Origin of the sequence: Providencia heimbachae ATCC 35613 (assembly GCF_001655055.1) — a bacterium.
Taxonomy (GTDB): Bacteria; Pseudomonadota; Gammaproteobacteria; order Enterobacterales; family Enterobacteriaceae; genus Providencia; species Providencia heimbachae.
In genome coordinates, this window is sequence record NZ_LXEW01000024.1 from 50,362 (window position 1) to 70,147 (window position 19,786).

Genomic DNA, 19,786 nt, shown 5'->3' on the forward strand with positions numbered 1-19,786 from the left:
GATATTGTTACCTTGAATTAAACATAAAAAAGTAATTTTATTACTTAGAATGAAAAGGGAAAAAAATGAGCTCAGAAATTCCAATCATATTGGCCAGCCATGGCCAATTTGCTCAAGGGTTACTCGATTGCGCCGAGATGCTTATCGGTGAACAAGAAGACATTACCGTCATTTCAATTGATCGAGAAAGTAATATTAATGATGTTAGAGAACATCTGATTAATACGTACCAAAAAATGAACAAAGGGCAAGGCGTTCTTATTCTGGTTGATTTACTCGGAGGTTCTCCTTGCAACTTAGCCAGTGAGTTAGTGCTGACACAACATGATGGTGCCCTTTATTGCGGTATCAACGTTCCTACATTACTCGAGATTTTAAGTAATCGTGACTTACCGTTAGATAAGCTTCACTCTGTCATTATTGACGTATTTCCTGACAGTTGCTTTAACGTAGGGGAAAAACTCAAGCCAGTACAACAACACGATAGTGAACTTTAGGGGATCATAATATGCCAATTAATGTTGCTCGAATCGACGATAGACTTATCCACGGCCAAGTCATTACTACTTGGGTTAAAAATTTCGATATAGAACAAGTCATTATCATTAATGACAAGGTTGCTAATGACACCGTTCAACAGTCTGTACTAACTATGGCTGCGCCACCCGATCTGAAAATTGTCGTTTTTGGTGTTGATAAATTCATTGATGTACTAAAAAAAGCTGAAATTAAACGACGTACCATGCTGCTATTTACCAACAGTATTGACGTAAATAAATTAGTAGAAAATGGATTAAAACTAGAAAAATTGAATGTTGGTGGCATGCGCATGCAAGAAGGTCGCCGCAATCTATCTCGAGCCGTTGCTGTCACACCAGAAGAAGAACAAGCCTTTAAATCACTTATCAATAATAACATCCTCATTGAAATTCAAATGGTTCCTAAAGATCCAATTGTTGAATTGAAAACATTACTCAATTAATCCATTTGCTAAAACTTATTTTAATAATAAGCGAGGAGTTCATTATGTTAGTTGAGGCCATTTTAATCGCTATATGGGCGGGAATATGCTCATTGGATGATGTCGGTCCACAAATGTTAAGGCGTCCATTATTAACCGGAACGGTAGCGGGTATTATTATGGGGGATATGGTTCAAGGGTTAGCGATCAGCGCAACTTTAGAACTTATGTGGATGGGTATTGGTAACGTAGGTGCTTACTCCGCACCTGATATAATTGCTGGTTCAATCATTGGTGTTGCTCTTGGGATCGCTTCCAATGGTGGAATTGCCGCCGGTATTGCGCTTGCGGTTCCTGTCTCAATACTCTGTCAGCAATTGCTTATTATCTGGCGCTCATTTGCTAGCTTCCTGAACGTATGGGCCAGTAAATCAATTCTGGATGGTAATTATAGCGGTTTAACGAAAGTACATTATTTCTCAACCCCTCTGTGGTTTTTTATTCGTGCAATTCCCTGCTTTATTGCGGTGTATTTCGGTAGTGATCTTGTCAATAGTATTTTAAATGCCGTTCCTGAAAGTATTTTAACGGGAATGGGTGTGGCATCTAAATTAATTCCCGCAGTCGGTATCTGTATCTTATTATTGATGTTGTTAAAAGGAAGAATGTGGTTTTTCTTTTTACTCGGCTTCATGCTCACCACTTATCTAAAACTACCCATTATTCCTATTACCTTTATTGCCCTCGCATTTGCGGTTCTCTATGACATGGCATTTGCCAATAGCATGCGCCAGCAATCAGATGAAAAAGAACAACCAGCTTCCCGTAATAATGAAGAAGAGGAGTATGACCTATGAATGATGTCACCCCATCCGAGACTAAAAAACTCACCAAGAAAGAGTTAAATGGTATTTTTTGGCGAATTCAAACAATGTCATTTTCATATAACTATGAAAAGCTACAAACCATTGGTTTTGCTCATTGTATGGTGCCTGTGCTTGATAAGCTTTACGAAAAAGCAGACAAAGAAACTCGAATTAAAGCCATGCAAAGACACTTTGAGTTCTTTAATACACAAATAAATGCAGGGGCATTAATTCTTGGCGTCACCGCAGCACTCGAAGAAAAAACAACTGAAGAAGAAAAAGAAGCGGTTATTTCTGTTAAAGCAGGGTTAATGGGGCCATTTGCAGGGCTCGGCGATAGCCTATTAAAGTTTACTTGGCTACCGATATGCGGAAGTATAGGTGCAGCATTTGCACTACAAGGCAACATTATTGGCCCAATATTAATGTTTATCTTATTTAATATCGTCAATATCGGGACTAAATATTTCTTTATTCATTATGGCTATAACAAAGGCGTAGATTTAATCGAACAATCTAAAAAATCTAATATTATTCAACGTATTACTAATATGGCAAACGTCGTCGGGGTGATGGTCCTCGGGTCTTTAATTGCCACAACGGTCAAGCTATCGACACCTTTAACCATTTCGGTTGGAGAGCAGTCGATTAAAGTTCAAGAGATGTTTGACAAGGTTATCCCTAATTTACTTACCCTACTCTTTGCTTTGGGTATCTTTTTTCTTGTACGCAAATTTCAAGGAAAACACACTGTCGCGCTTATTGTGGCCATGATGGTTCTTGGTGTTATCTGTTCAATGTTCGGAATTTTAGGATGAAAAAGGAAAATATATGGAAATCGTTATAAATAGAATTAATGAATCCACACTAGAACTTAAATTTGATGAAATACCAAAAGGTGAAATCGCATTATATTGGTCAGATAAACCTGATACTGAAATTATCCCAAGTCACTTTATTACCGATCGCCTTGAAAATAATTTAACCGTGCAGGATCCATTTTCTGCAAAACAACGCGTCTATTTTATTCTACAGCAAGGAAATAACCGGCTTCTCTTTGCGGAAAGAACATTACCCATCGAAGGAATGAATAATTTTCGCGATTTTGGTGGTTACTTTACCGCCGATAATAAGCAAATAAAGTGGGGTGTTCTGTATCGTTCAAACCACTTATTTAATCTCAGTGATAAGGCAATTCAATATCTGTCTCATTTAGGGATCAACAGTATTATCGATTACCGCACACAAAATGAGATTGATAAATCACCTAATTGCTATATTGGTGAAAAAAGAACTTATCACCTTGATGCAACAGCACAAACCGCAGAGCTAGCGGCACAATTTGCCGCATCTCCTAGCGATGAAGACAAAGCGTTAATTGAAGGAGTACTAAATAATATTCCTAAACAATTTATTAATGGTGAAGGCCTGCAAATTTTAGAGCAATATCGACAGTTTGTCGTCAGTAAGAAATCTAAAATCGCATTTCGTCAAATGATAAAGACCTTACTCGATAGCAAAAATAGTCCAAGTATTCAACATTGCCGGGGAGGGAAAGATAGAACCGGTTATGGAGCATTATTAATTTTAGCAATGCTTGGCGTTCCTAAAGAAACGATTGTACAAGATTATATGTTAACTCATCATAATCGTTTGGCTCGTAATGAAATTAAAATGAGGTCTTATCGAAAAATCACTCAAGACCAAAACGTTCTTGATTATTTACTTTCATTAATTGATACCAAAGAAATATTTATCATTGAAGTTTTTAAAGCCATGGAAGACACTTCAGGCTCTGTTATTAATTATATTAAAAATGAGCTTAATTTCACTGATGAAGATTTCAGTAAACTGAGAGAAATTTATTTAATTTAAGTTCATCATCCCAATAAATTAAAAAACAAAGTAGGTTTACCTCGATAATACCTAATGATTTCTATTGCAAAAATAGCCACATTCATGATTTGTGGCTATTTCATTGATATGTATAAAAATAAATATCAGAATTAAAAACTGAAAATATTTATATTAAATTTAATTAAAATCGGTGACTAGCGCGAATGAACTTAGTCACCTTAACAAAGCACTGCAACTTGAAGTATGACGAGTATATTAGTTTTGCCCGTAATAAGCGTCCTTACCATGCTTGCGCAAATAATGCTTATCCAATAATTCTTGCTGCATGGCATCCACTTGTGGCACTAATTGGCGGGTATGCAAATTCATATAAGCAATTTCTTCAAGCACTACCGCATTATGTACCGCATTATCTGGGCTTGTTCCCCATGCAAAAGGGCCGTGGCTATTCACGAGTACCGCGGGAATATCTTTGGCTGAAATGCCTTTTTCTTTAAAAGTTTCAATAATGACATTACCGGTTTCCTTTTCGTAATCTGACGCGATTTCGCTGTCGGTCATTTTACGTGTGCAAGGGATCTCACCATAAAAGTAGTCTGCATGGGTTGTACCTAGTGCGCTTAAAGGTAAACCGGCTTGTGCCCAAATAGTGGCATGACGTGAGTGAGTATGTACTATTCCACCAATTTCTGGGAATGCTAGGTAAAGCGCAATATGCGTATCAGTGTCAGATGATGGTTTATATTTCCCTTCGACCACTTCCCCTGTGCTCAGCGAAACCACCACCATATCCTCTGCTTGCATGGTTTCATACTCAACACCTGATGGTTTAATCACCATCAAGCCACTTTCTCTATCGATACCGCTAACGTTACCCCAGGTAAAGGTAACAAGGTTATGTTTTGGTAATGCAAGGTTTGCATCGAATACTTGCTGTTTGAGTTTTTCGAGCATTTCAGCCCCCTGATTTTAAAATTTTCTTAAATATCAACAACAAAAATTCATTCAATTACGCCGTTTCTGTTTATTGACTACCGATGTCTTAGCATTAAGGTAAACAGATTTTGCTTATTTAAAAAGCGTGCACCTTTACAAATTAATAACAAATAGCCAAACTCGGTCATATTCAGGCATTAACGGTCATAAAACATCAACTTTGATACGTAAAATAGTGACCGAATAAGACCGATGTTTTTTATCTAATCAGAATACGGTGACTTAATAACAACATTAAGGTGACTTAAATCACTTTAATTGATGTTATGGATTAGTTTGTTGCTTTAAATAAGTGATCATCATCACCATAAAAACCTTTGTTTTTTTGTAGCGAGTATTACTTGAATCTAATCACGACAATAAAAAAGGAATACAGGCAGAATAAATATCGTGGAAAGAATAGGAGTTAAATATGTTACAAGCCGAACGCCATAAATTAATTTGTTCTCATGTATCCAAAAATGGTTCGGCATTAGTGCGTGATTTATCTCAGTTATGCCAAGTTTCACAAGAAACAATTCGCCGAGACTTAACCACACTTGAGCGTAAAAATAGAATTATTCGTAGCTTTGGCGGCGCAGTGGCCATTGACCAAGAAGATATCCCAACACTGAATGTGATGCCATCTTCGGTCAAACTCAGTCAAATGGTGGATGGTGCAGAATCATTTCGTAAAAGAACGGAAGAGCACCCGGATGCGAAAATGAAAATTTCCAAGGCCGCGCTTAAGCTTATTCAGCCGGGCGACTGCATCATGTTAGATAACAGCAGCACTTGCTGGTTTTTAGCAAGACAAATACCAGATATTGATATTACTGTCGTAACAAATTCAGTCAAAATCATTCAGGCCTTGGCTTGTCGTGATAGAGTTCGAGTTATCGGTATCGGTGGAGAATATTCAGAGCGTCATGATGACTTTCATGGTCCTATCGCCGAAAGTATTATTCGTAGCTTTCAGATAAAAACATTATTTTTATCTTGCCAAGGATTTAATATTGAAAATGGTATTCGTGATGGTAGCGAAATAAACTCAAAACTAAAAAACATTATGTTACAGGTATCTGAGAATACCGTTTTACTCGCAGATAATAGTAAATTAGGAAAGTATGCCTTTAGCCAAGTTTGTACTTTTGATGATATTAATGTGTTAATTACCAATAAACTTAATGATAAAGAATTTAACACTCAATTTCCTAATTTAAATATTATTGAATGCGATAAATAATTTAAAAAATGTTATCAATAAAACAATGACATTGTAGTCACTATTATTAAATAGCTTTATTAATTAACTGTATTAAAGAAATGCAGGGATATTCGCTATTTTAAATTACTCTGCAGCTAACCACTTAAACCTAAAATAATACTGTATTGATGAGATAGATTTAGTCTCCGCCTACACTAAGGAATACAACATGAACATGAAGAAATTAGTTTTACCTTGTTTAATGAGCGTTGCATTATTTTCAAATGTCGCGATGGCTGAATCACAAAAAGCACAGAAACCTTTTACCATGGGTGTTGTTGTAAAAGTGGGTGGTATTCCTTGGTTTAATGTAATGGAACAAGGTATCACTGAAGAAGGTAAAAAATTGGGCGTGAACGCATTTCAAGTTGGCCCAACAACCGCAGATCCTGCCGAGCAAGTTCGTGCTATTGAAGATTTAATTGCCAAAAAAGTCGATGTGATCGGTGTGGTTCCTAATGATGCAAAAGTACTTGAACCTGTACTAAAACGCGCTCAAGAAGCCGGTATTAAAGTAATTACCCACGAATCACCGAATCAGCAAAATGCAGATTGGGATTTCGAATTACTGGATACCCAAAGCATGGGTGCTAACCATATGAAAGATATGGCGGCATGTATGGGAGAAGAAGGTAAATATGCCATGTTCGTGGGCAGTTTAACGGTGCCTTTAGTTAATGAGTGGGCTGACGCGGCAATCGCTTATCAAAAAGCCAATTACCCAAAAATGCAAATGGTTGATGACCGTTTTGGCGTCGCTGAATCGGTTGATGATTCAATGCGTACCGCTAACGATCTGTTATCAAAACATAAAGATCTGAAAGGTATCATGTCATTTGGTTCACAAGGCCCTATCGGCGCGGGTCGTGCCATCGACAAACGTCGTAAAAACGATACCACTTGCGTGTTTGGTACTTTTACCCCAGGCCAAGGTATTAAGTTACTTGAAAAAGGCGCCATTGATGGCGGTTATATTTCCAACCCGAAAGTAGCTGGACAGGTTTTCGTTCAAGTTGCTACCGCGATGATGAACGGTGAAGAAATTAAAGACGGCGTGTCTATCGGTGATATGGGCCAAATCAAAGTCAGCGGCAACACCATTTTAAGCGATAACCCAGTTGAATTGAATGTCGAAAACACCAAAAAATTAGTCGAAGTCGGTTTGTAATTACTCACTATAAAAATGAAATTTAGAATAAAAACTTATAAATTTTTTTGAAACTTTCAGCCCTAAATAATTTGCATTTTAGCAAGGCGGCAAGCGAGGTTGCCCCAAGGAGCATACATAAGTATGTAACTTGGGTGACTGAGTGAAGCCAACGCAGATAAAACGCGAAGTATGACGGGCTAGCCAATACCAGTTTTTATTATCGCCGCAGGAACTGCATTATGACAAACACCTCCAAAGCTGACAAATCTGACCCCCTAATCACTTTGCGCGATCTCTCCAAAAGTTTTGGTGGTCACCGTGCATTGCGCAATATCGATTTGACACTCAATAAAGGTGAAGTGCACTGCTTAGCAGGCACCAATGGGTGCGGAAAAAGTACACTAATTAAAACGATTAGCGGCGTTTATGCGCCTGATGAAGGAAGTAAAATTGAAATTGATGGTAAAAGCTATAACCGTTTAACACCTGATAAAGCGCGTGAATTAGGTGTACAGGTTATCTACCAAGACCTCTCTTTATTTCCTAATCTAACCGTTGCTGAAAATATCGCTTTTGAATTAAATCTCAAAGGCTATTTTGGTTGGTTTCGCAAAAATCAACTCAGAGAAAAAGCACTGCAAATTCTAAAAGAATTATCTTTCAATATTAACCCTGATACACCCGTTCAATTTTTACCGATTGCACAACGCCAACAAGTGGCTATTTGCCGTGCATTGGTGGCAGATGCCCGTTTGGTTATTATGGATGAACCCACAGCATCCCTTACCAGAACAGAAGTTAATCAACTTCTATCTACGGTTAATTACCTCAAAGATAAAGGCATTACGGTTGTTTTTGTCAGTCATCGCCTCGAAGAAGTCAAAGAAATCTCTGACCGTATTACGGTTATCCGTGATGGACAAAAAATTGGCACTTGGCCCGCTGAAGGGTTAACAACGCGTAAAATCACCGAACTCATGACAGGCTTAGATATCGTCCATGAGCGTAAACCGCCTAATAATGCAGAAGACCGTCGTACGGTACTTGAGTTAAAAAACCTGACTCGAGCAGGCCAATACCATGATGTTTCGTTAACGCTAAAACGCGGAGAAGTCCTTGGTCTCTGTGGTTTATTAGGTTCAGGGCGCACTGAGCTGGCGCTGTCTCTTTTTGGTATTACTCGCCCGGATAGCGGTGAGCTATATATTGAAGATAAACCTATCAAGCTAAAAAATAATACTCATGCAATAAAGCAAGGTATTGGCTATGTTTCCGAAGATAGATTGACCCTCGGCGCCATTTTACCGCAGTCCATTGCCGACAATATGGTGATCTCCATTTTAGATCGCTTAAAAACACCCCTGCATTTAATTGATGAACAAAAATGCCAAGAGATCGTTCAAGAGTGGATCGCCGATTTAGATATTAAAGTAACTGACCCTAACAATGCCCTTTCCACCCTATCAGGCGGGAATCAGCAAAAAGTGGTATTAGCAAAATGGATATTGACCCGTCCTAAAGTGTTGATTTTGGACTCCCCGACCGTCGGCGTCGATGTTGGTGCAAAAGACAGTATCTATAAGTTAATCCATCGTTTATCTGGTGTAGGAATTTCCATCCTACTCATTACCGATGAAGCCTCTGAAGCCTATTATAATTGCGACCGTATTTTACATATGAAACAAGGGTCTATCGTCAAAGAAATTGTGACGGATTCCATGACTGAGCAACAATTGGAGGAAATCATCAATGGTTAATTGGCAAAAGCTTAGACCACAATCTGTCGAAGGCTGGTTGGTATGGGTCATTTTTATTATGGTGGTTTTCTTCACCACAATGAGCCCACAATTTCTCACCATTCAAAACCTGCTTGATTTAAGTGAAAGCTATGCGGTGACAGGTATTTTTGCGCTGGGACTTTTTGTTGTCTTAGTCACTGGCGGTATCGATATTTCCTTTGCAGCCGTTGCATCAGTGGTGCAATACGCTATTGCGACTTGGCTATTACAAGGTTTTATTGCCAGCCCAACATTAAGTATTACCCTTGCGATTCTGATTGGTATTACTTTTGGCCTCATCAATGCAATTTTAATTTATTCACTGAATGTCGTTTCGATCATTATCACCATCAGTATGCAATCACTGCTATTCGGTATGTTGATGTGGCTGACCAATGGGCACAGTATCTATGATCTTCCTGACTGGTGGGTCGATCCTGTCACGATTCTCCCCTTTGAAGTTGATGGGGAGTCTTACCAAATTGGTTTACCGCTTATTGTGATGCTTGGGATCGCCCTATTGACCTGGGTTTTAATGAATAAAACCCACATTGGTCGCCAACTTTATGCGGTTGGAGGCAGCCAAGAATCCGCATCTCGTATTGGTATTCGTGTTTCGGTTATCTACCTGTTTGCTTACGGTTATCTCGGTGCAATGGCGGCTATTGGCGGTATGTTACAGACCTATCGCATGAGTGAAGTGGTACCAAGTGCATTAGTGGGCGGTGAACTGGATGTTCTTGCGGCAGCCGTGCTGGGTGGTGCAAGTTTATCTGGTGGGCGCGGTTCCGTTATCGGCACACTGATGGGCGTTTTCCTGATTGGTATCTTAAAAAATGGCCTTAACCTAATTGGTGTCTCTAACTACTTTGTCAACATCGTCATCGGTATGGTCATCCTCGTTGCGATTTGTATTACCCACTACAAAAAACGCAAAGAGACGGATGTCGGTTTTGTTTAACAGGAATATCACCATGAAAAAACAAGCTTTTTTTAAAATTGATGGCGCTGTTATCGGACTGCTTTCAATCTTTTTATTGGCCATTGCCGCTTTTAGCATCGCCATGCCGGGGCACTTTTTTACCCAGAATACATTTTTAAGTATCACCTTCCAGTTACCTGAACTGGGTTTACTGACGTTTGCCATGTTTGTTCCCATGTTAAGTGGCGGCTTAAACCTTGCGATTATCAGTACCGCCAACCTAACTGGTTTGTTTATGGCTTGGGTATTTATCAATTATTTACCTGTTGATGCGGGCACTGGAACACAATTAATGTGGCTATTTTTCGCCCTTATCGGTGCCACCGTGATAGCCGTGATTATCGGCTGCCTAACAGGCTTGATGATCTCCCATATTGGTGCTCACCCGATTCTAGTCACCTTAGGAACAATGACGATTATCAGTGGTATTGGGGTTTATCTCACCAAAGGTGCGGCACTCAGCGGTATGCCACCCATTGTGAGAGCCATCGGCTCAGACACTTTATTTGGTATACCGATTGCCATGATTATTTTTATTGCTGCCGCCATCGTGTTAGCCCTCTTTTTAGGATGCACGCGATTAGGCAAAAACATCTATATGAGTGGCAGCAACATTAATGCGACTTGGTTTAGTGGCATACGGACTGACCGTGTGATGATAGCGATTTATACCATTTCAAGTCTGCTATGTGTACTTGCTGGCTTGATCATGATGGCGCGTTTTAACTCTGCACGAATGGGCTATGGTGACTCCTATTTATTGCTCACTATTTTAGCCATCGTACTGGGTGGAACTAACCCGTTTGGCGGTGTTGGTAAAGTAAGCCGCGTCTTCTGTGCCTTGCTTGTTTTACAAGTTATTGCAACCGGCCTGAGCCTACTTGGTGTGAGCTTGCACTTTAATCTAGCCGTTTGGGGGATCACCCTAATATTGGCATTAGCATTCAAATTCTTTAAAGAAAAATGGAGTGCAAAACGCGCCATGAATCGCAATCAACGACTTAACAAAGCCTCATCACAAGCTTAAATTTTCAGGGAGAATAAAATGCGCAAACACCCGATAGGTATCTACGAAAAAGCCTTACCAAAAGAGAGTCGCTGGTCTGAAAAACTCGCCATAGCTAAAGCCGCAGGCTTTGATTTTGTTGAAATGTCGATTGATGAAACAGATGAACGTCTTGCACGATTGGATTGGACACAAGCGGAACGCTTAGCACTGGTAGATGCTATTCAACAAAGTGGCGTTCGTATCCCAACAATGTGCTTATCGGGTCATCGGCGCTTCCCTTTTGGTAGTCATGATGCTGATACCCGAAAAATGGCTCACCAGCTCATGGAAAAAGCCATTAAATTGGCACAAGATTTAGGTATTCGCACCATCCAATTAGCCGGATACGATGTCTATTATGAGCAACAAGATGCCGAAACGATTAAACGTTTCGAAGAGGCAATGCTTTGGGTTTCTGAATTAGCGGCGGCTTCACAAGTTATGTGTGCCGTCGAAATTATGGATACCCCCTTTATGAATTCCATCACAAAATGGCAAGCGCTATCCGGTAAAATTCGTTCGCCATGGTTTACTGTTTATCCTGACGTTGGGAACTTAACCGCATGGGGTAATGATGTCGAAAATGAATTCTTACAAGGTATTGAGCATGTCGTTGCGCTGCATCTAAAAGATACTTATGCCGTGACCGAAACCTGTAAGGGTCAATTCCGTGACGTGCCTTTTGGCGAAGGGTGTGTGGACTTTGTCAATCTATTCAAATTATTAAAACGTTTAAATTATCGTGGCACTTTCCTGATTGAAATGTGGACCGAAAAAGCAGATGAACCCCTTGTCGAAATCATCAAAGCACGCCATTGGATAGAAGATAAAATGCAACAGGCGGGTTGGCATAACGCCTAAAGGAGCAGGTAATGAATGCATTTTTTATGGGAGTTGATCTTGGCGGTACGGTTATCAAAGCCGGGATCTACTCACCTGAAGGCCAAGAAATTATTGTTGCTGAGCACCCTTTCCCGACAGAAAGCCCTGAGGCAGGTTTCAGTGAACGGAATATGGAAGCGTTGTGCCAAGCTACCTGTGGCGTCATCCGTGAAGCCATTAATAAAAGCCGTTTGAATGCCTCACAAATTACCGGGATTAGCTTCTCATCTCACGGTAAGGGGCTATATTTACTCGATAAACACGGTAAGCCTGTCAGAAACGGTATCGTTTCATCAGACTCCCGAGCACAATCGATTGTTGATGAGTGGCATCAAGACGGCACCGCAGAAAAAGCTTATCCATTAAGTCTACAGCAGCTGTGGCCTTCTCACCCGGTGTCATTACTGCGCTGGCTCAAACAACATGAGCCAGAGAGCTACCACAACACCCGCTATGTATTGATGGTGCATGACTATATTCGTTATCGATTGACTGACCAAATCACTTGCGAAGAAACCAATATCTCCGGCAGCCAGTTGTATAACCCGACCACCTCAAGCTATGACCCAAAACTATGTCAACTCTTTGGTATTGATGAGGTCAATGACAAGCTAGCGCCGGTGATTAACTCTGCACAATTAGCCGGAACCGTAACAACTCAAGCCGCTGCGGAATCTGGTCTTGTGGAAGGGACCCCTGTTTTTGGCGGGTTCTTTGATGTCGTCGGTGCCGCATTGGCTTCGGGTGTTAGTCAAAAAGATAAACTCAGTGCCGTTGCAGGAACTTGGACTATCTCTACTCGAGTTTTTGATGAAATCGTTCCTTCAGACTACCCTTATGTGTGGAGTAAATACTGCATTCCAGGGACTTATTTTGTACATGAAGGCAGCCCAACTTCTGCCAGTAATTTGGCATGGTTTACACGTCATTTCTTTAATCAACGCTTCCAAGACTATGATGTGCTTAATCACTGCGTTGCAGAAGGGGCGACAAGACAAAACGATATCCTGTTTTTCCCATGGTTATATGGCTCTAACTACCACAGTAACTTGCAAGGTGGGTTACTTGGACTAAGTTCCCACCATACAGATGCGGATATTATTTATGCTATTTATGAAGGCATTGTCTTTTCGCATCTATTACATCAAGACCGTATTATCGGTATTGATAACAACACAAAAGCCATTCGCTTTACCGGGGGGCCAACGCAGTCCCCACTGTGGATGCAGATGTTTTGTGATGCCAGTAATCTCCCTTTAGAAGTGGTTGATGTGCAGCAATCTGGCTGCCAAGCCGCCGCTTTATGCGCCGCAGTTGGCACGGGTTATTACGCTGGCTTTGATGTAGCCATCGCCGCAAGTACTCCGAAAATCATTCGTTATCAACCTAATGAAATAGCTCACCAGCAATTGCGTAAAAAGTTTGCCCGCTTTAAATCCGTTGCAGATGCATTAAGCCAATAGCCACCCTTTTTAAGATCAAATAAAAGCAGAATTCACATTGATTGAATTCTGTTTTTTTTTTGCCTCGGTAATTCTCCCATACATCACTTACATTTAAGTTGTGATAGAGATCGGTTATTAAGTCTTTGATCGATCTTGATTAGTGATATAGCTCTAATTTTCATCCTTCATCTCTAGAAATCAAAATGGAACCGGTTCCATAATGAGTTATTAGAAATAATAAGGGCATTGACCCGATAAATTTTAGACCGAGGAAATCATGAGCAAAGAGATCATAAGTAAAGAAATAATTGTCGTGACCGCCGCTTTTGGCGCCAACACCGTCAAACAAATGGGTGGGCAGCAAGCCTTGCTGGATATCATTCATAGCGCTAAAGCTGATGGAGTTGAAATTCGTCAAGAACTGTTATTAGCAGGCGATAAGCTTGATGAAATTTCAGCAAAGCTGCAATCACGTCAGCTTAGTGCGGTTTATTCCGTCCCTGACACCCTGTTTCATGAGGGGGCGCCAATTAATGCATCAAAAATACAACGCTACTTAGACGATGCCAAGCAATTAAAAGCACGCTTTCTTAAGCTCTCCTTGGGCGATTTACCCAAAAACTATGATCTCAGCGCAATAATTGAAATTCTAAATGCTTATTCTGTACAGCTCGTCATTGAAAATGACCAAACAGAAGCTGGCGGGCACATTGAGCCACTGAAACGTTTTTTTGCTGATGTCTCCGCCAAAAAAATGCCCATTAAGATGGCATTCGATATGGCAAATTGGTATTGGCTCAATGAGGATCCTCTTAGCGCAGCACAATATTTTGCCCCCTTCGTTGCTTATATTCATGTAAAAACCTGCCAATCTCGCGCTGGAAAAATGGCTGCTATTGCACTCGATAATAGCGATGGATCTTGGAAAAAAGTGATACAAGCACTGCCAGCCGATGTGCCTCGTGGCATTGAGTTTCCTTTAGAAGGCGATGATTTGCGTGCAGTCACTGAACACTATGTTTCTCTGCTCAAGGAGATTTAACACCATGAATAATAAACTCGATGTGGTCACGTTAGGTGAAGCAATGATGATGTTTGTCGCAACACAAACAGGGGAATTGCATGAAGTTGAACAGTTTGTTCGTCGAGCCGCCGGTGCAGAACTCAATGTCGCTATTGGTTTATCCCGTGTTGGATTGAGAAGTGGCTGGGTCAGCCGCATTGGTAATGATTCTTTTGGTCGCTTCATCCAAGCAACCTTAGAAAAAGAACATGTTGATTACGAATGTGTTTTGATTGATTCAGAGCATGCAACGGGTTTTCAATTGAAATCTAAAGCCGAAAATGGAACCGATCCCAACGTGGAGTATTTTCGTAAAGGCTCCGCTGCAAGCCATTTAGATTTAACCGATTTTAACGAAGACTATTTTTATGGTGCTCGCCACTTGCATCTTAGTGGCGTAGCCGCCGCACTGTCATCCACCAGCTATCAACTTTCATTATATGCGGCGAAATGGATGCGAAATGCCGGAAAAACACTGTCATTTGATCCAAATTTACGCCCTTCCCTCTGGAAGAATGAAGCTGAAATGGTGACACAATTAAATCAGCTCGCCTTTCATGCTAATTGGGTACTCCCAGGGCTAAAAGAAGGCAAAATTCTAACCGGTTATGATAAGCCAGAAGACATTGCCGATTTTTATCTCTCCCAAGGCGTAGAAGTGGTTGTTATTAAAACCGGCGAGCAAGGGGCTTATTATAAAACGTCAGAAAACCAACAAGGTATCGTTCCAGCCTTACGCGTAAAGCAGGTCATTGATACGGTCGGTGCTGGCGATGGTTTTGCTGTGGGGGTGATCAGCGCGCTTCTTGAAGGCCAACCACTTCATCAAGCAGTCGAAAGAGGTAATTTTATTGGTGCTAGAGCAATTCAAGTGATTGGCGATAGCGAAGGCTTACCAACAAAAATGCAATTACAACAAGAAATGTTGCAACCACAAGCATCGGCTACAGCCTCTGCGGTCTAGGAAGGGACAATATTATGACAATCAAGAAACCTGCGATGTCACGCTGGTGGCATATCATGCCAATTGTGTTTATCACCTACAGCCTTGCCTATTTAGATCGCGCTAATTACAGCTTTGCCGCCGCCGCAGGTATTAATGCCGACTTGGGGATCACCAAAGGCATGTCTTCGCTGCTGGGCTCCCTGTTTTTTCTTGGCTATTTTTTCTTTCAAATACCCGGCGCCATTTACGCGGAAAAACGCAGTGTTCGTAAACTTATTTTTGCCTGTATTTTCCTTTGGGGGCTATTTGCTAGCTTAACGGGAATGGTCAGCAATATCCCCATGTTAGTGATCATTCGCTTTAGTCTTGGGGTTGTTGAAGCCGCCGTCATGCCTGCGATGCTGATTTATATCAGTAACTGGTTTACACAATCAGAACGCTCCCGGGCGAATACGTTCTTGATATTAGGCAACCCAGTGACGGTACTGTGGATGTCTATTCTCTCGGGCTATTTAATTCAAGCACTTGGCTGGCGTCAAATGTTTATTATCGAGGGTGTGCCTGCCATTTTATGGGCTTTCTTTTGGTGGAAAACGGCGCGCGATAAACCAAGCCAAGTGAATTGGTTGAGCCAACAAGAAAAAGATGACCTTGCACAAATTCTTAGTGATGAGCAAAAAAATATTAAACCAGTGCGTAATTACCGTGAAGCGTTTAAATCACGTAATGTTATTTTACTGTGCGCACAATATTTTTGTTGGAGTATCGGGGTTTACGGTTTTGTGCTGTGGTTACCTTCGATTATTCGTGGCGCATCAAATTTAGGGATGGTTGAAACAGGCTGGCTTTCTGCGGTGCCTTATCTTGCAGCAACCCTTGCGATGGTTTTAGTTTCTTGGGCATCTGACCGCATGAATAACCGCAAACTCTTTGTTTGGCCTATGCTGCTACTCGGTGCTATCTGTTTCCTTGGTTCATTCTTACTCGGTAGTTCAAACTTTTGGTTATCTTATACCCTGCTAGTGATTGCAGGCGCTGCGATGTATGCTCCTTATGGCCCATTCTTTGCCATCATCCCGGAGATGCTACCAAAAAATGTCGCTGGCGGTGCGATGGCATTGATTAATAGTATGGGTGCGTTAGGATCATTTGTTGGCTCTTGGTTTGTCGGCTATCTCAATGGTGCAACGGGTAGCCCTAGCGCATCTTATGTCTTTATGGGGCTTGCGCTTTTAGCTTCGGTATTCTTTACCCTCATCGTCAAACCGAATCAAGAAAATAGTGATTCAAACCCTATTCCTGAACACGCTTAAAGGTGGATCTTATGAAAAAGAATGTGATTTTGTATAAATCGATACCCGCAGATCAACTTGAGCGTTTGCAAAAACAGTTTAACGTCACGCGCTTTGAGGGCATTACTCAAGATAATTATGCGGATTTTCAGCACGCTCTCACCACTGCTGACGGCATAATTGGGGCGAGTTATCCAATTACCATCAATGAGTTAGCCATTGCTAAAAATTTAAAAGTGGCTTCCACCATTTCGGTCGGCGTTGATCAGTTTGATGTTGCCGCAATGACATCACGAAATATCGCACTGATGCATACCCCGAATGTTTTGACCGAAACCACCGCAGACACTATTTTTTCACTGGTGCTATGCAGTGCTCGCCGTATCATCGAAATGGCGGAAATGGTTAAAAGTGGGCAATGGACAAAAAGTATCGGTGAAAGCGAATATGGTTCGAATGTAAATGGTAAAACCATTGGTATTCTTGGTATGGGGCGCATTGGCACTGCCGTGGCTAAACGTGCCCATGCCGGTTTTGGTATGTCAGTGTTGTATTACAACCCTCACATTAACCCAGAAGCGGAAAGCCAATTTAATGCCCGTCGCTGCGATCTGGATACATTACTTGCCGAATCTGACTTTGTTTGTTTGGTACTCCCTTTACTGCCTTCGACAGAAAAGTTAATCGGTAAAGAACAACTGCAAAAAATGAAGAAAAGTGCATTCTTAATTAATGGCTCAAGAGGCAAGATTGTCGATGAAGCAGCATTAATTGAAGCGCTAGAAGCGGGTGTGATCCGTGGTGCGGGGCTAGATGTATTTGAAGTCGAACCGTTACCCGTAAACTCAAAATTACTAACATTACCCAATGTGGTTGCATTACCCCATATTGGTTCCGCCACCCATGAAACTCGTTACGCCATGGTTGAATGCGCCGTTGATAACCTGATTGCGGCACTCGAAGGGGATCTCACCGAAAACTGTGTTAATCCAGAGGTTAGTCAATAACAATTAGCATGGCTGAGTAGTCGATAAGCTCGCTTTCGGCTACTCACACTGACACTAAATTCTTTATAATGTCGTTGAGTTTCGAACAATCAATTCCCCATGAAATAAATACTGAGTTGGGGCTTTTTCGGGGTTTTCCAGTTTTTCTAATAAACATTCGACCGCTTTATGGCCCATTTCAGCGGTAGGCTGGGAAATTGAGGTAATGCCTTGCCCTGCTAACGATGCCCATTCCAAGTTATCAAAACTCAGAAAACCAATATCAGCTCCCCAGCGTAAGCCTAATTTATTAAGGGTATAGGCTAACTGCAAAGTCAGCACACCATTGGCGGCGACAATCGCTTTACGCATACCTCTTTTTGATGCGCAAAAATCAGATACTATGGTTTCCAAAGCATCGGCATCCGGCAGTGAGACTTCATAAGACTCACCTTTAATTTGTGGATTAGCTTGTCGTATTCTTTCAAAAGTTTGAAGACGCTCTTGTCGAGCACTGTTATACACAATCGGCTCAGTGACAAAACAAATAGCTTCAAAATCTTGTTCTATCAAGTGGTTAAAAGCCATTTCAGCAGAAGCTGGGTTATCTAACCCCACCATATCGCAAGGAAAATTATCGATTTTTCTATCTAATAAAACAAAGGGTAATGTGGTGTCCTGTAATACTTCAATGAATTGTTGATTAACCCCTGCCGAATTAATAATTAGCCCATCAACACGGTAGCCTTTTAATAATTGAATAAACTGGCATTCAAGCTCAATACTATTATTGGCATTACAGACTACCGTCATAAAACCTTGCTTGATTGATTCTGCTTCGACCCCTTTTAACACTTCCACTGAAAAAGGGTTTCCGATATCGGCAATAATTAACCCAATTAGCCCAGTACGCCCATGCTTCAAACTTCGCGCCATTTGATTGGGTTGATAATTTAATTCGCGAATTGCCACTTCGATACGTTGACGAAGGTTATCTGACAATAAATGGAATTCACCATTTAAATAACGAGAGATACTTGTTTTACCTGCCTGTGCTTTGGCAGCAACATCTTTAATGGTTGCAACTTTTTGTGATTTAGGCGCCATAGACACAGATTTATCCATAAAAAAGGAGAGATGATACTCATCTTATCTTACCTGAATAAGCGTAATTTTACCCGAAAAATGCGGTTAAACTGGTAAGTGACTCAATATTGGCTCATCCAATTATCATCAATTTACCTGTTTTTTCAGCCATTCAATGAAAATATCCGCTTTTGGGTTACGATTTTCGTTAAGCATCGCAAAATAATGGCGCTGCTGGCACTGTAACGGAATATCACCAAACGGCATCACCAGCTCTTGCCGCTCAAGGCGTTTTTTAACCAACTGCTTACGTCCCATGGCAACACCTGCATGATTCATGGCAGCAACAATAGCTAAATCAGAACGATCGAAACACAAATTTCGTCGATGAGGAAATAATGATAGCCCGTAGTGTTCACTCCATGCTTTCCATTCATCATAGTCCGAGTTACTGCTCCATGCCTGCCTATCGTGGAGCAACGTACAGTTTTTTAGTTGATGGGGATTATTCAATAAATCCTGCTGTTTCGCGTATTTAGGACTACAGACGGGTACGATAGATTCTGACATCAAATCTTCACAATAAAGATTAGGTCGAGTGATATCATCATAATAAATCGCAATATCAATACCATATCCACGAAAATTAACGTCATCATTTCCCGTTAAGACATTCACTTGAATGGAAGGGTAAAGATTAGCAAAATTCGCTATTTTCGGCACTAGCCAACATTGTGCAATAGAAGGCCGTGAATAAACCGTCAGCTCACCCGAAATTTCCTGATTTTTGATATCCAAAATTTCCTGATTAATGTCATCAAGATTTTTACGCAATGCCCAATAAATTCGCTCGCCATCTAAAGTAAGTTCAATTCGCCGATGAAAACGTTCAAATAGTTTAAAACCCAGCTCAGTTTCTAGCGTATTAATTCGATGGCTCACCGCACTGGGGGTTAACGACAATTCTTGTGCCGCCAAGGCAAAAGAGCTGTGACGTGCTGCCGCTTCAAAGGTATGTAACCTCGATAATTGATAACTGGATAAGCGTTTATTCCACTGAATAAACCCAGATTGCTCAAAGTGATTCAATGTTGGCAACATGACAACTCCCTACTGCATTATTAAAGAATAAAAAACGAAAGGCTAAACGGTATTTTTAGCAGAATAACGTATTTAAGATGAATTCATATGATTCAAACCAT

General features: G+C 41.0%; 19 protein-coding genes. 16 read left to right on the forward strand and 3 right to left on the reverse strand.

The window, feature by feature from the left end:
• Positions 1-65 precede the first annotated feature (65 nt).
• Genes M998_RS08160 through M998_RS08180 form a run of 5 tightly spaced genes read left to right on the forward strand, consistent with a single transcriptional unit; the run spans position 66 to position 3,702 of the window.
• The gene (locus M998_RS08160; RefSeq protein ID WP_068908371.1) at positions 66-497 is read left to right on the forward strand and encodes a PTS sugar transporter subunit IIA; all 432 of its coding nucleotides are present in this window, start codon (positions 66-68) and stop codon (positions 495-497) included.
• A gap of 11 nt (positions 498-508) precedes the next feature.
• Positions 509-982 (forward strand): PTS sugar transporter subunit IIB, encoded by a 474-nt coding sequence (locus M998_RS08165; RefSeq protein WP_068908373.1) that lies wholly within the window; start codon positions 509-511, stop codon positions 980-982.
• Between the two features lie 44 nt (positions 983-1,026).
• On the forward strand, positions 1,027-1,818 hold the full coding sequence (locus tag M998_RS08170) for a PTS mannose/fructose/sorbose/N-acetylgalactosamine transporter subunit IIC (RefSeq protein ID WP_068908375.1): 792 nt from the start codon (positions 1,027-1,029) through the stop codon (positions 1,816-1,818).
• Positions 1,815-2,645 (forward strand): PTS system mannose/fructose/sorbose family transporter subunit IID, encoded by an 831-nt coding sequence (locus M998_RS08175; RefSeq protein WP_068908377.1) that lies wholly within the window; start codon positions 1,815-1,817, stop codon positions 2,643-2,645. The genes M998_RS08170 and M998_RS08175 overlap by 4 nt, the downstream gene beginning before the upstream one ends.
• Positions 2,646-2,658: 13 nt before the next feature.
• Positions 2,659-3,702: a tyrosine-protein phosphatase gene (locus tag M998_RS08180; RefSeq protein WP_068908378.1), complete on the forward strand. Its 1,044-nt coding sequence runs from the start codon at positions 2,659-2,661 to the stop codon at positions 3,700-3,702.
• 237 nt (positions 3,703-3,939) lie between these two features.
• Here the strand turns inward: M998_RS08180 and araD are convergent, their stop codons facing one another.
• Positions 3,940-4,638 (reverse strand): L-ribulose-5-phosphate 4-epimerase, encoded by a 699-nt coding sequence (gene araD / locus M998_RS08185; RefSeq protein ID WP_068908380.1) that lies wholly within the window; start codon positions 4,636-4,638, stop codon positions 3,940-3,942.
• A 454-nt stretch (positions 4,639-5,092) separates the two neighbouring features.
• Here araD and M998_RS08190 point away from each other — a divergent pair, with 454 nt between their 5' ends.
• From M998_RS08190 to M998_RS08240, 11 genes are all read left to right on the forward strand, one after another.
• Positions 5,093-5,905, forward strand: a complete 813-nt coding sequence (locus M998_RS08190; RefSeq protein ID WP_068908381.1) for a DeoR/GlpR family DNA-binding transcription regulator — start codon at positions 5,093-5,095, stop codon at positions 5,903-5,905.
• A gap of 196 nt (positions 5,906-6,101) precedes the next feature.
• Positions 6,102-7,094 (forward strand): substrate-binding domain-containing protein, encoded by a 993-nt coding sequence (locus tag M998_RS08195; protein WP_068908412.1) that lies wholly within the window; start codon positions 6,102-6,104, stop codon positions 7,092-7,094.
• 221 nt (positions 7,095-7,315) lie between these two features.
• Positions 7,316-8,833 carry a sugar ABC transporter ATP-binding protein gene (locus M998_RS08200; protein WP_068440246.1) on the forward strand — a complete coding sequence of 506 codons (1,518 nt, stop codon included), beginning with the start codon at positions 7,316-7,318 and terminating at the stop codon, positions 8,831-8,833.
• Complete coding sequence (locus M998_RS08205; RefSeq protein ID WP_068440244.1) at positions 8,826-9,815, forward strand: ABC transporter permease; 990 nt, start codon at positions 8,826-8,828, stop codon at positions 9,813-9,815. The genes M998_RS08200 and M998_RS08205 overlap by 8 nt, the downstream gene beginning before the upstream one ends.
• 13 nt (positions 9,816-9,828) lie before the next feature.
• The gene (locus M998_RS08210; protein ID WP_068440242.1) at positions 9,829-10,863 is read left to right on the forward strand and encodes an ABC transporter permease; all 1,035 of its coding nucleotides are present in this window, start codon (positions 9,829-9,831) and stop codon (positions 10,861-10,863) included.
• Between the two features lie 18 nt (positions 10,864-10,881).
• Positions 10,882-11,745, forward strand: a complete 864-nt coding sequence (locus M998_RS08215) for an L-ribulose-5-phosphate 3-epimerase (protein WP_068908383.1) — start codon at positions 10,882-10,884, stop codon at positions 11,743-11,745.
• Positions 11,746-11,756: 11 nt separating this feature from the next.
• A complete protein-coding gene (locus M998_RS08220; RefSeq protein WP_068908385.1) occupies positions 11,757-13,229 on the forward strand; it encodes an FGGY-family carbohydrate kinase in 1,473 nt (490 codons plus the stop codon).
• A 259-nt stretch (positions 13,230-13,488) separates the two neighbouring features.
• Positions 13,489-14,253, forward strand: coding sequence for a sugar phosphate isomerase/epimerase family protein (locus M998_RS08225; RefSeq protein WP_232007518.1), 765 nt, complete (start codon positions 13,489-13,491; stop codon positions 14,251-14,253).
• A gap of 4 nt (positions 14,254-14,257) precedes the next feature.
• Complete coding sequence (locus M998_RS08230; protein WP_068908387.1) at positions 14,258-15,238, forward strand: sugar kinase; 981 nt, start codon at positions 14,258-14,260, stop codon at positions 15,236-15,238.
• A gap of 14 nt (positions 15,239-15,252) precedes the next feature.
• On the forward strand, positions 15,253-16,533 hold the full coding sequence (locus tag M998_RS08235; RefSeq protein WP_111750974.1) for an MFS transporter: 1,281 nt from the start codon (positions 15,253-15,255) through the stop codon (positions 16,531-16,533).
• Positions 16,534-16,544: 11 nt separating this feature from the next.
• A complete protein-coding gene (locus M998_RS08240; RefSeq protein ID WP_068440230.1) occupies positions 16,545-17,519 on the forward strand; it encodes an NAD(P)-dependent oxidoreductase in 975 nt (324 codons plus the stop codon).
• 63 nt (positions 17,520-17,582) lie between these two features.
• Here M998_RS08240 and M998_RS08245 read toward each other — a convergent pair whose 3' ends face one another.
• Positions 17,583-18,605, reverse strand: coding sequence for a LacI family DNA-binding transcriptional regulator (locus tag M998_RS08245; protein ID WP_068440227.1), 1,023 nt, complete (start codon positions 18,603-18,605; stop codon positions 17,583-17,585).
• A 126-nt stretch (positions 18,606-18,731) separates the two neighbouring features.
• Complete coding sequence (gene dsdC / locus M998_RS08250) at positions 18,732-19,685, reverse strand: DNA-binding transcriptional regulator DsdC (protein WP_068440224.1); 954 nt, start codon at positions 19,683-19,685, stop codon at positions 18,732-18,734.
• Positions 19,686-19,786 lie beyond the last annotated feature (101 nt).

Excerpts from the sequence above, each read along its gene's own strand:
- M998_RS08160 (WP_068908371.1), top strand. The coding sequence starts at position 66 with ATGAGCTCAGAAATTCCAATCATATTGGCCAGCCATGGCCAATTTGCT.
- M998_RS08165 (WP_068908373.1), top strand. The coding sequence starts at position 509 with ATGCCAATTAATGTTGCTCGAATCGACGATAGACTTATCCACGGCCAA.
- M998_RS08170 (WP_068908375.1), top strand. The coding sequence starts at position 1,027 with ATGTTAGTTGAGGCCATTTTAATCGCTATATGGGCGGGAATATGCTCA.
- M998_RS08175 (WP_068908377.1), top strand. The coding sequence starts at position 1,815 with ATGAATGATGTCACCCCATCCGAGACTAAAAAACTCACCAAGAAAGAG.
- M998_RS08180 (WP_068908378.1), top strand. The coding sequence starts at position 2,659 with ATGGAAATCGTTATAAATAGAATTAATGAATCCACACTAGAACTTAAA.
- araD (WP_068908380.1), bottom strand. The coding sequence starts at position 4,638 with ATGCTCGAAAAACTCAAACAGCAAGTATTCGATGCAAACCTTGCATTA.
- M998_RS08190 (WP_068908381.1), top strand. The coding sequence starts at position 5,093 with ATGTTACAAGCCGAACGCCATAAATTAATTTGTTCTCATGTATCCAAA.
- M998_RS08195 (WP_068908412.1), top strand. The coding sequence starts at position 6,102 with ATGAAGAAATTAGTTTTACCTTGTTTAATGAGCGTTGCATTATTTTCA.
- M998_RS08200 (WP_068440246.1), top strand. The coding sequence starts at position 7,316 with ATGACAAACACCTCCAAAGCTGACAAATCTGACCCCCTAATCACTTTG.
- M998_RS08205 (WP_068440244.1), top strand. The coding sequence starts at position 8,826 with ATGGTTAATTGGCAAAAGCTTAGACCACAATCTGTCGAAGGCTGGTTG.
- M998_RS08210 (WP_068440242.1), top strand. The coding sequence starts at position 9,829 with ATGAAAAAACAAGCTTTTTTTAAAATTGATGGCGCTGTTATCGGACTG.
- M998_RS08215 (WP_068908383.1), top strand. The coding sequence starts at position 10,882 with ATGCGCAAACACCCGATAGGTATCTACGAAAAAGCCTTACCAAAAGAG.
- M998_RS08220 (WP_068908385.1), top strand. The coding sequence starts at position 11,757 with ATGAATGCATTTTTTATGGGAGTTGATCTTGGCGGTACGGTTATCAAA.
- M998_RS08225 (WP_232007518.1), top strand. The coding sequence starts at position 13,489 with ATGAGCAAAGAGATCATAAGTAAAGAAATAATTGTCGTGACCGCCGCT.
- M998_RS08230 (WP_068908387.1), top strand. The coding sequence starts at position 14,258 with ATGAATAATAAACTCGATGTGGTCACGTTAGGTGAAGCAATGATGATG.
- M998_RS08235 (WP_111750974.1), top strand. The coding sequence starts at position 15,253 with ATGACAATCAAGAAACCTGCGATGTCACGCTGGTGGCATATCATGCCA.
- M998_RS08240 (WP_068440230.1), top strand. The coding sequence starts at position 16,545 with ATGAAAAAGAATGTGATTTTGTATAAATCGATACCCGCAGATCAACTT.
- M998_RS08245 (WP_068440227.1), bottom strand. The coding sequence starts at position 18,605 with ATGGCGCCTAAATCACAAAAAGTTGCAACCATTAAAGATGTTGCTGCC.
- dsdC (WP_068440224.1), bottom strand. The coding sequence starts at position 19,685 with ATGTTGCCAACATTGAATCACTTTGAGCAATCTGGGTTTATTCAGTGG.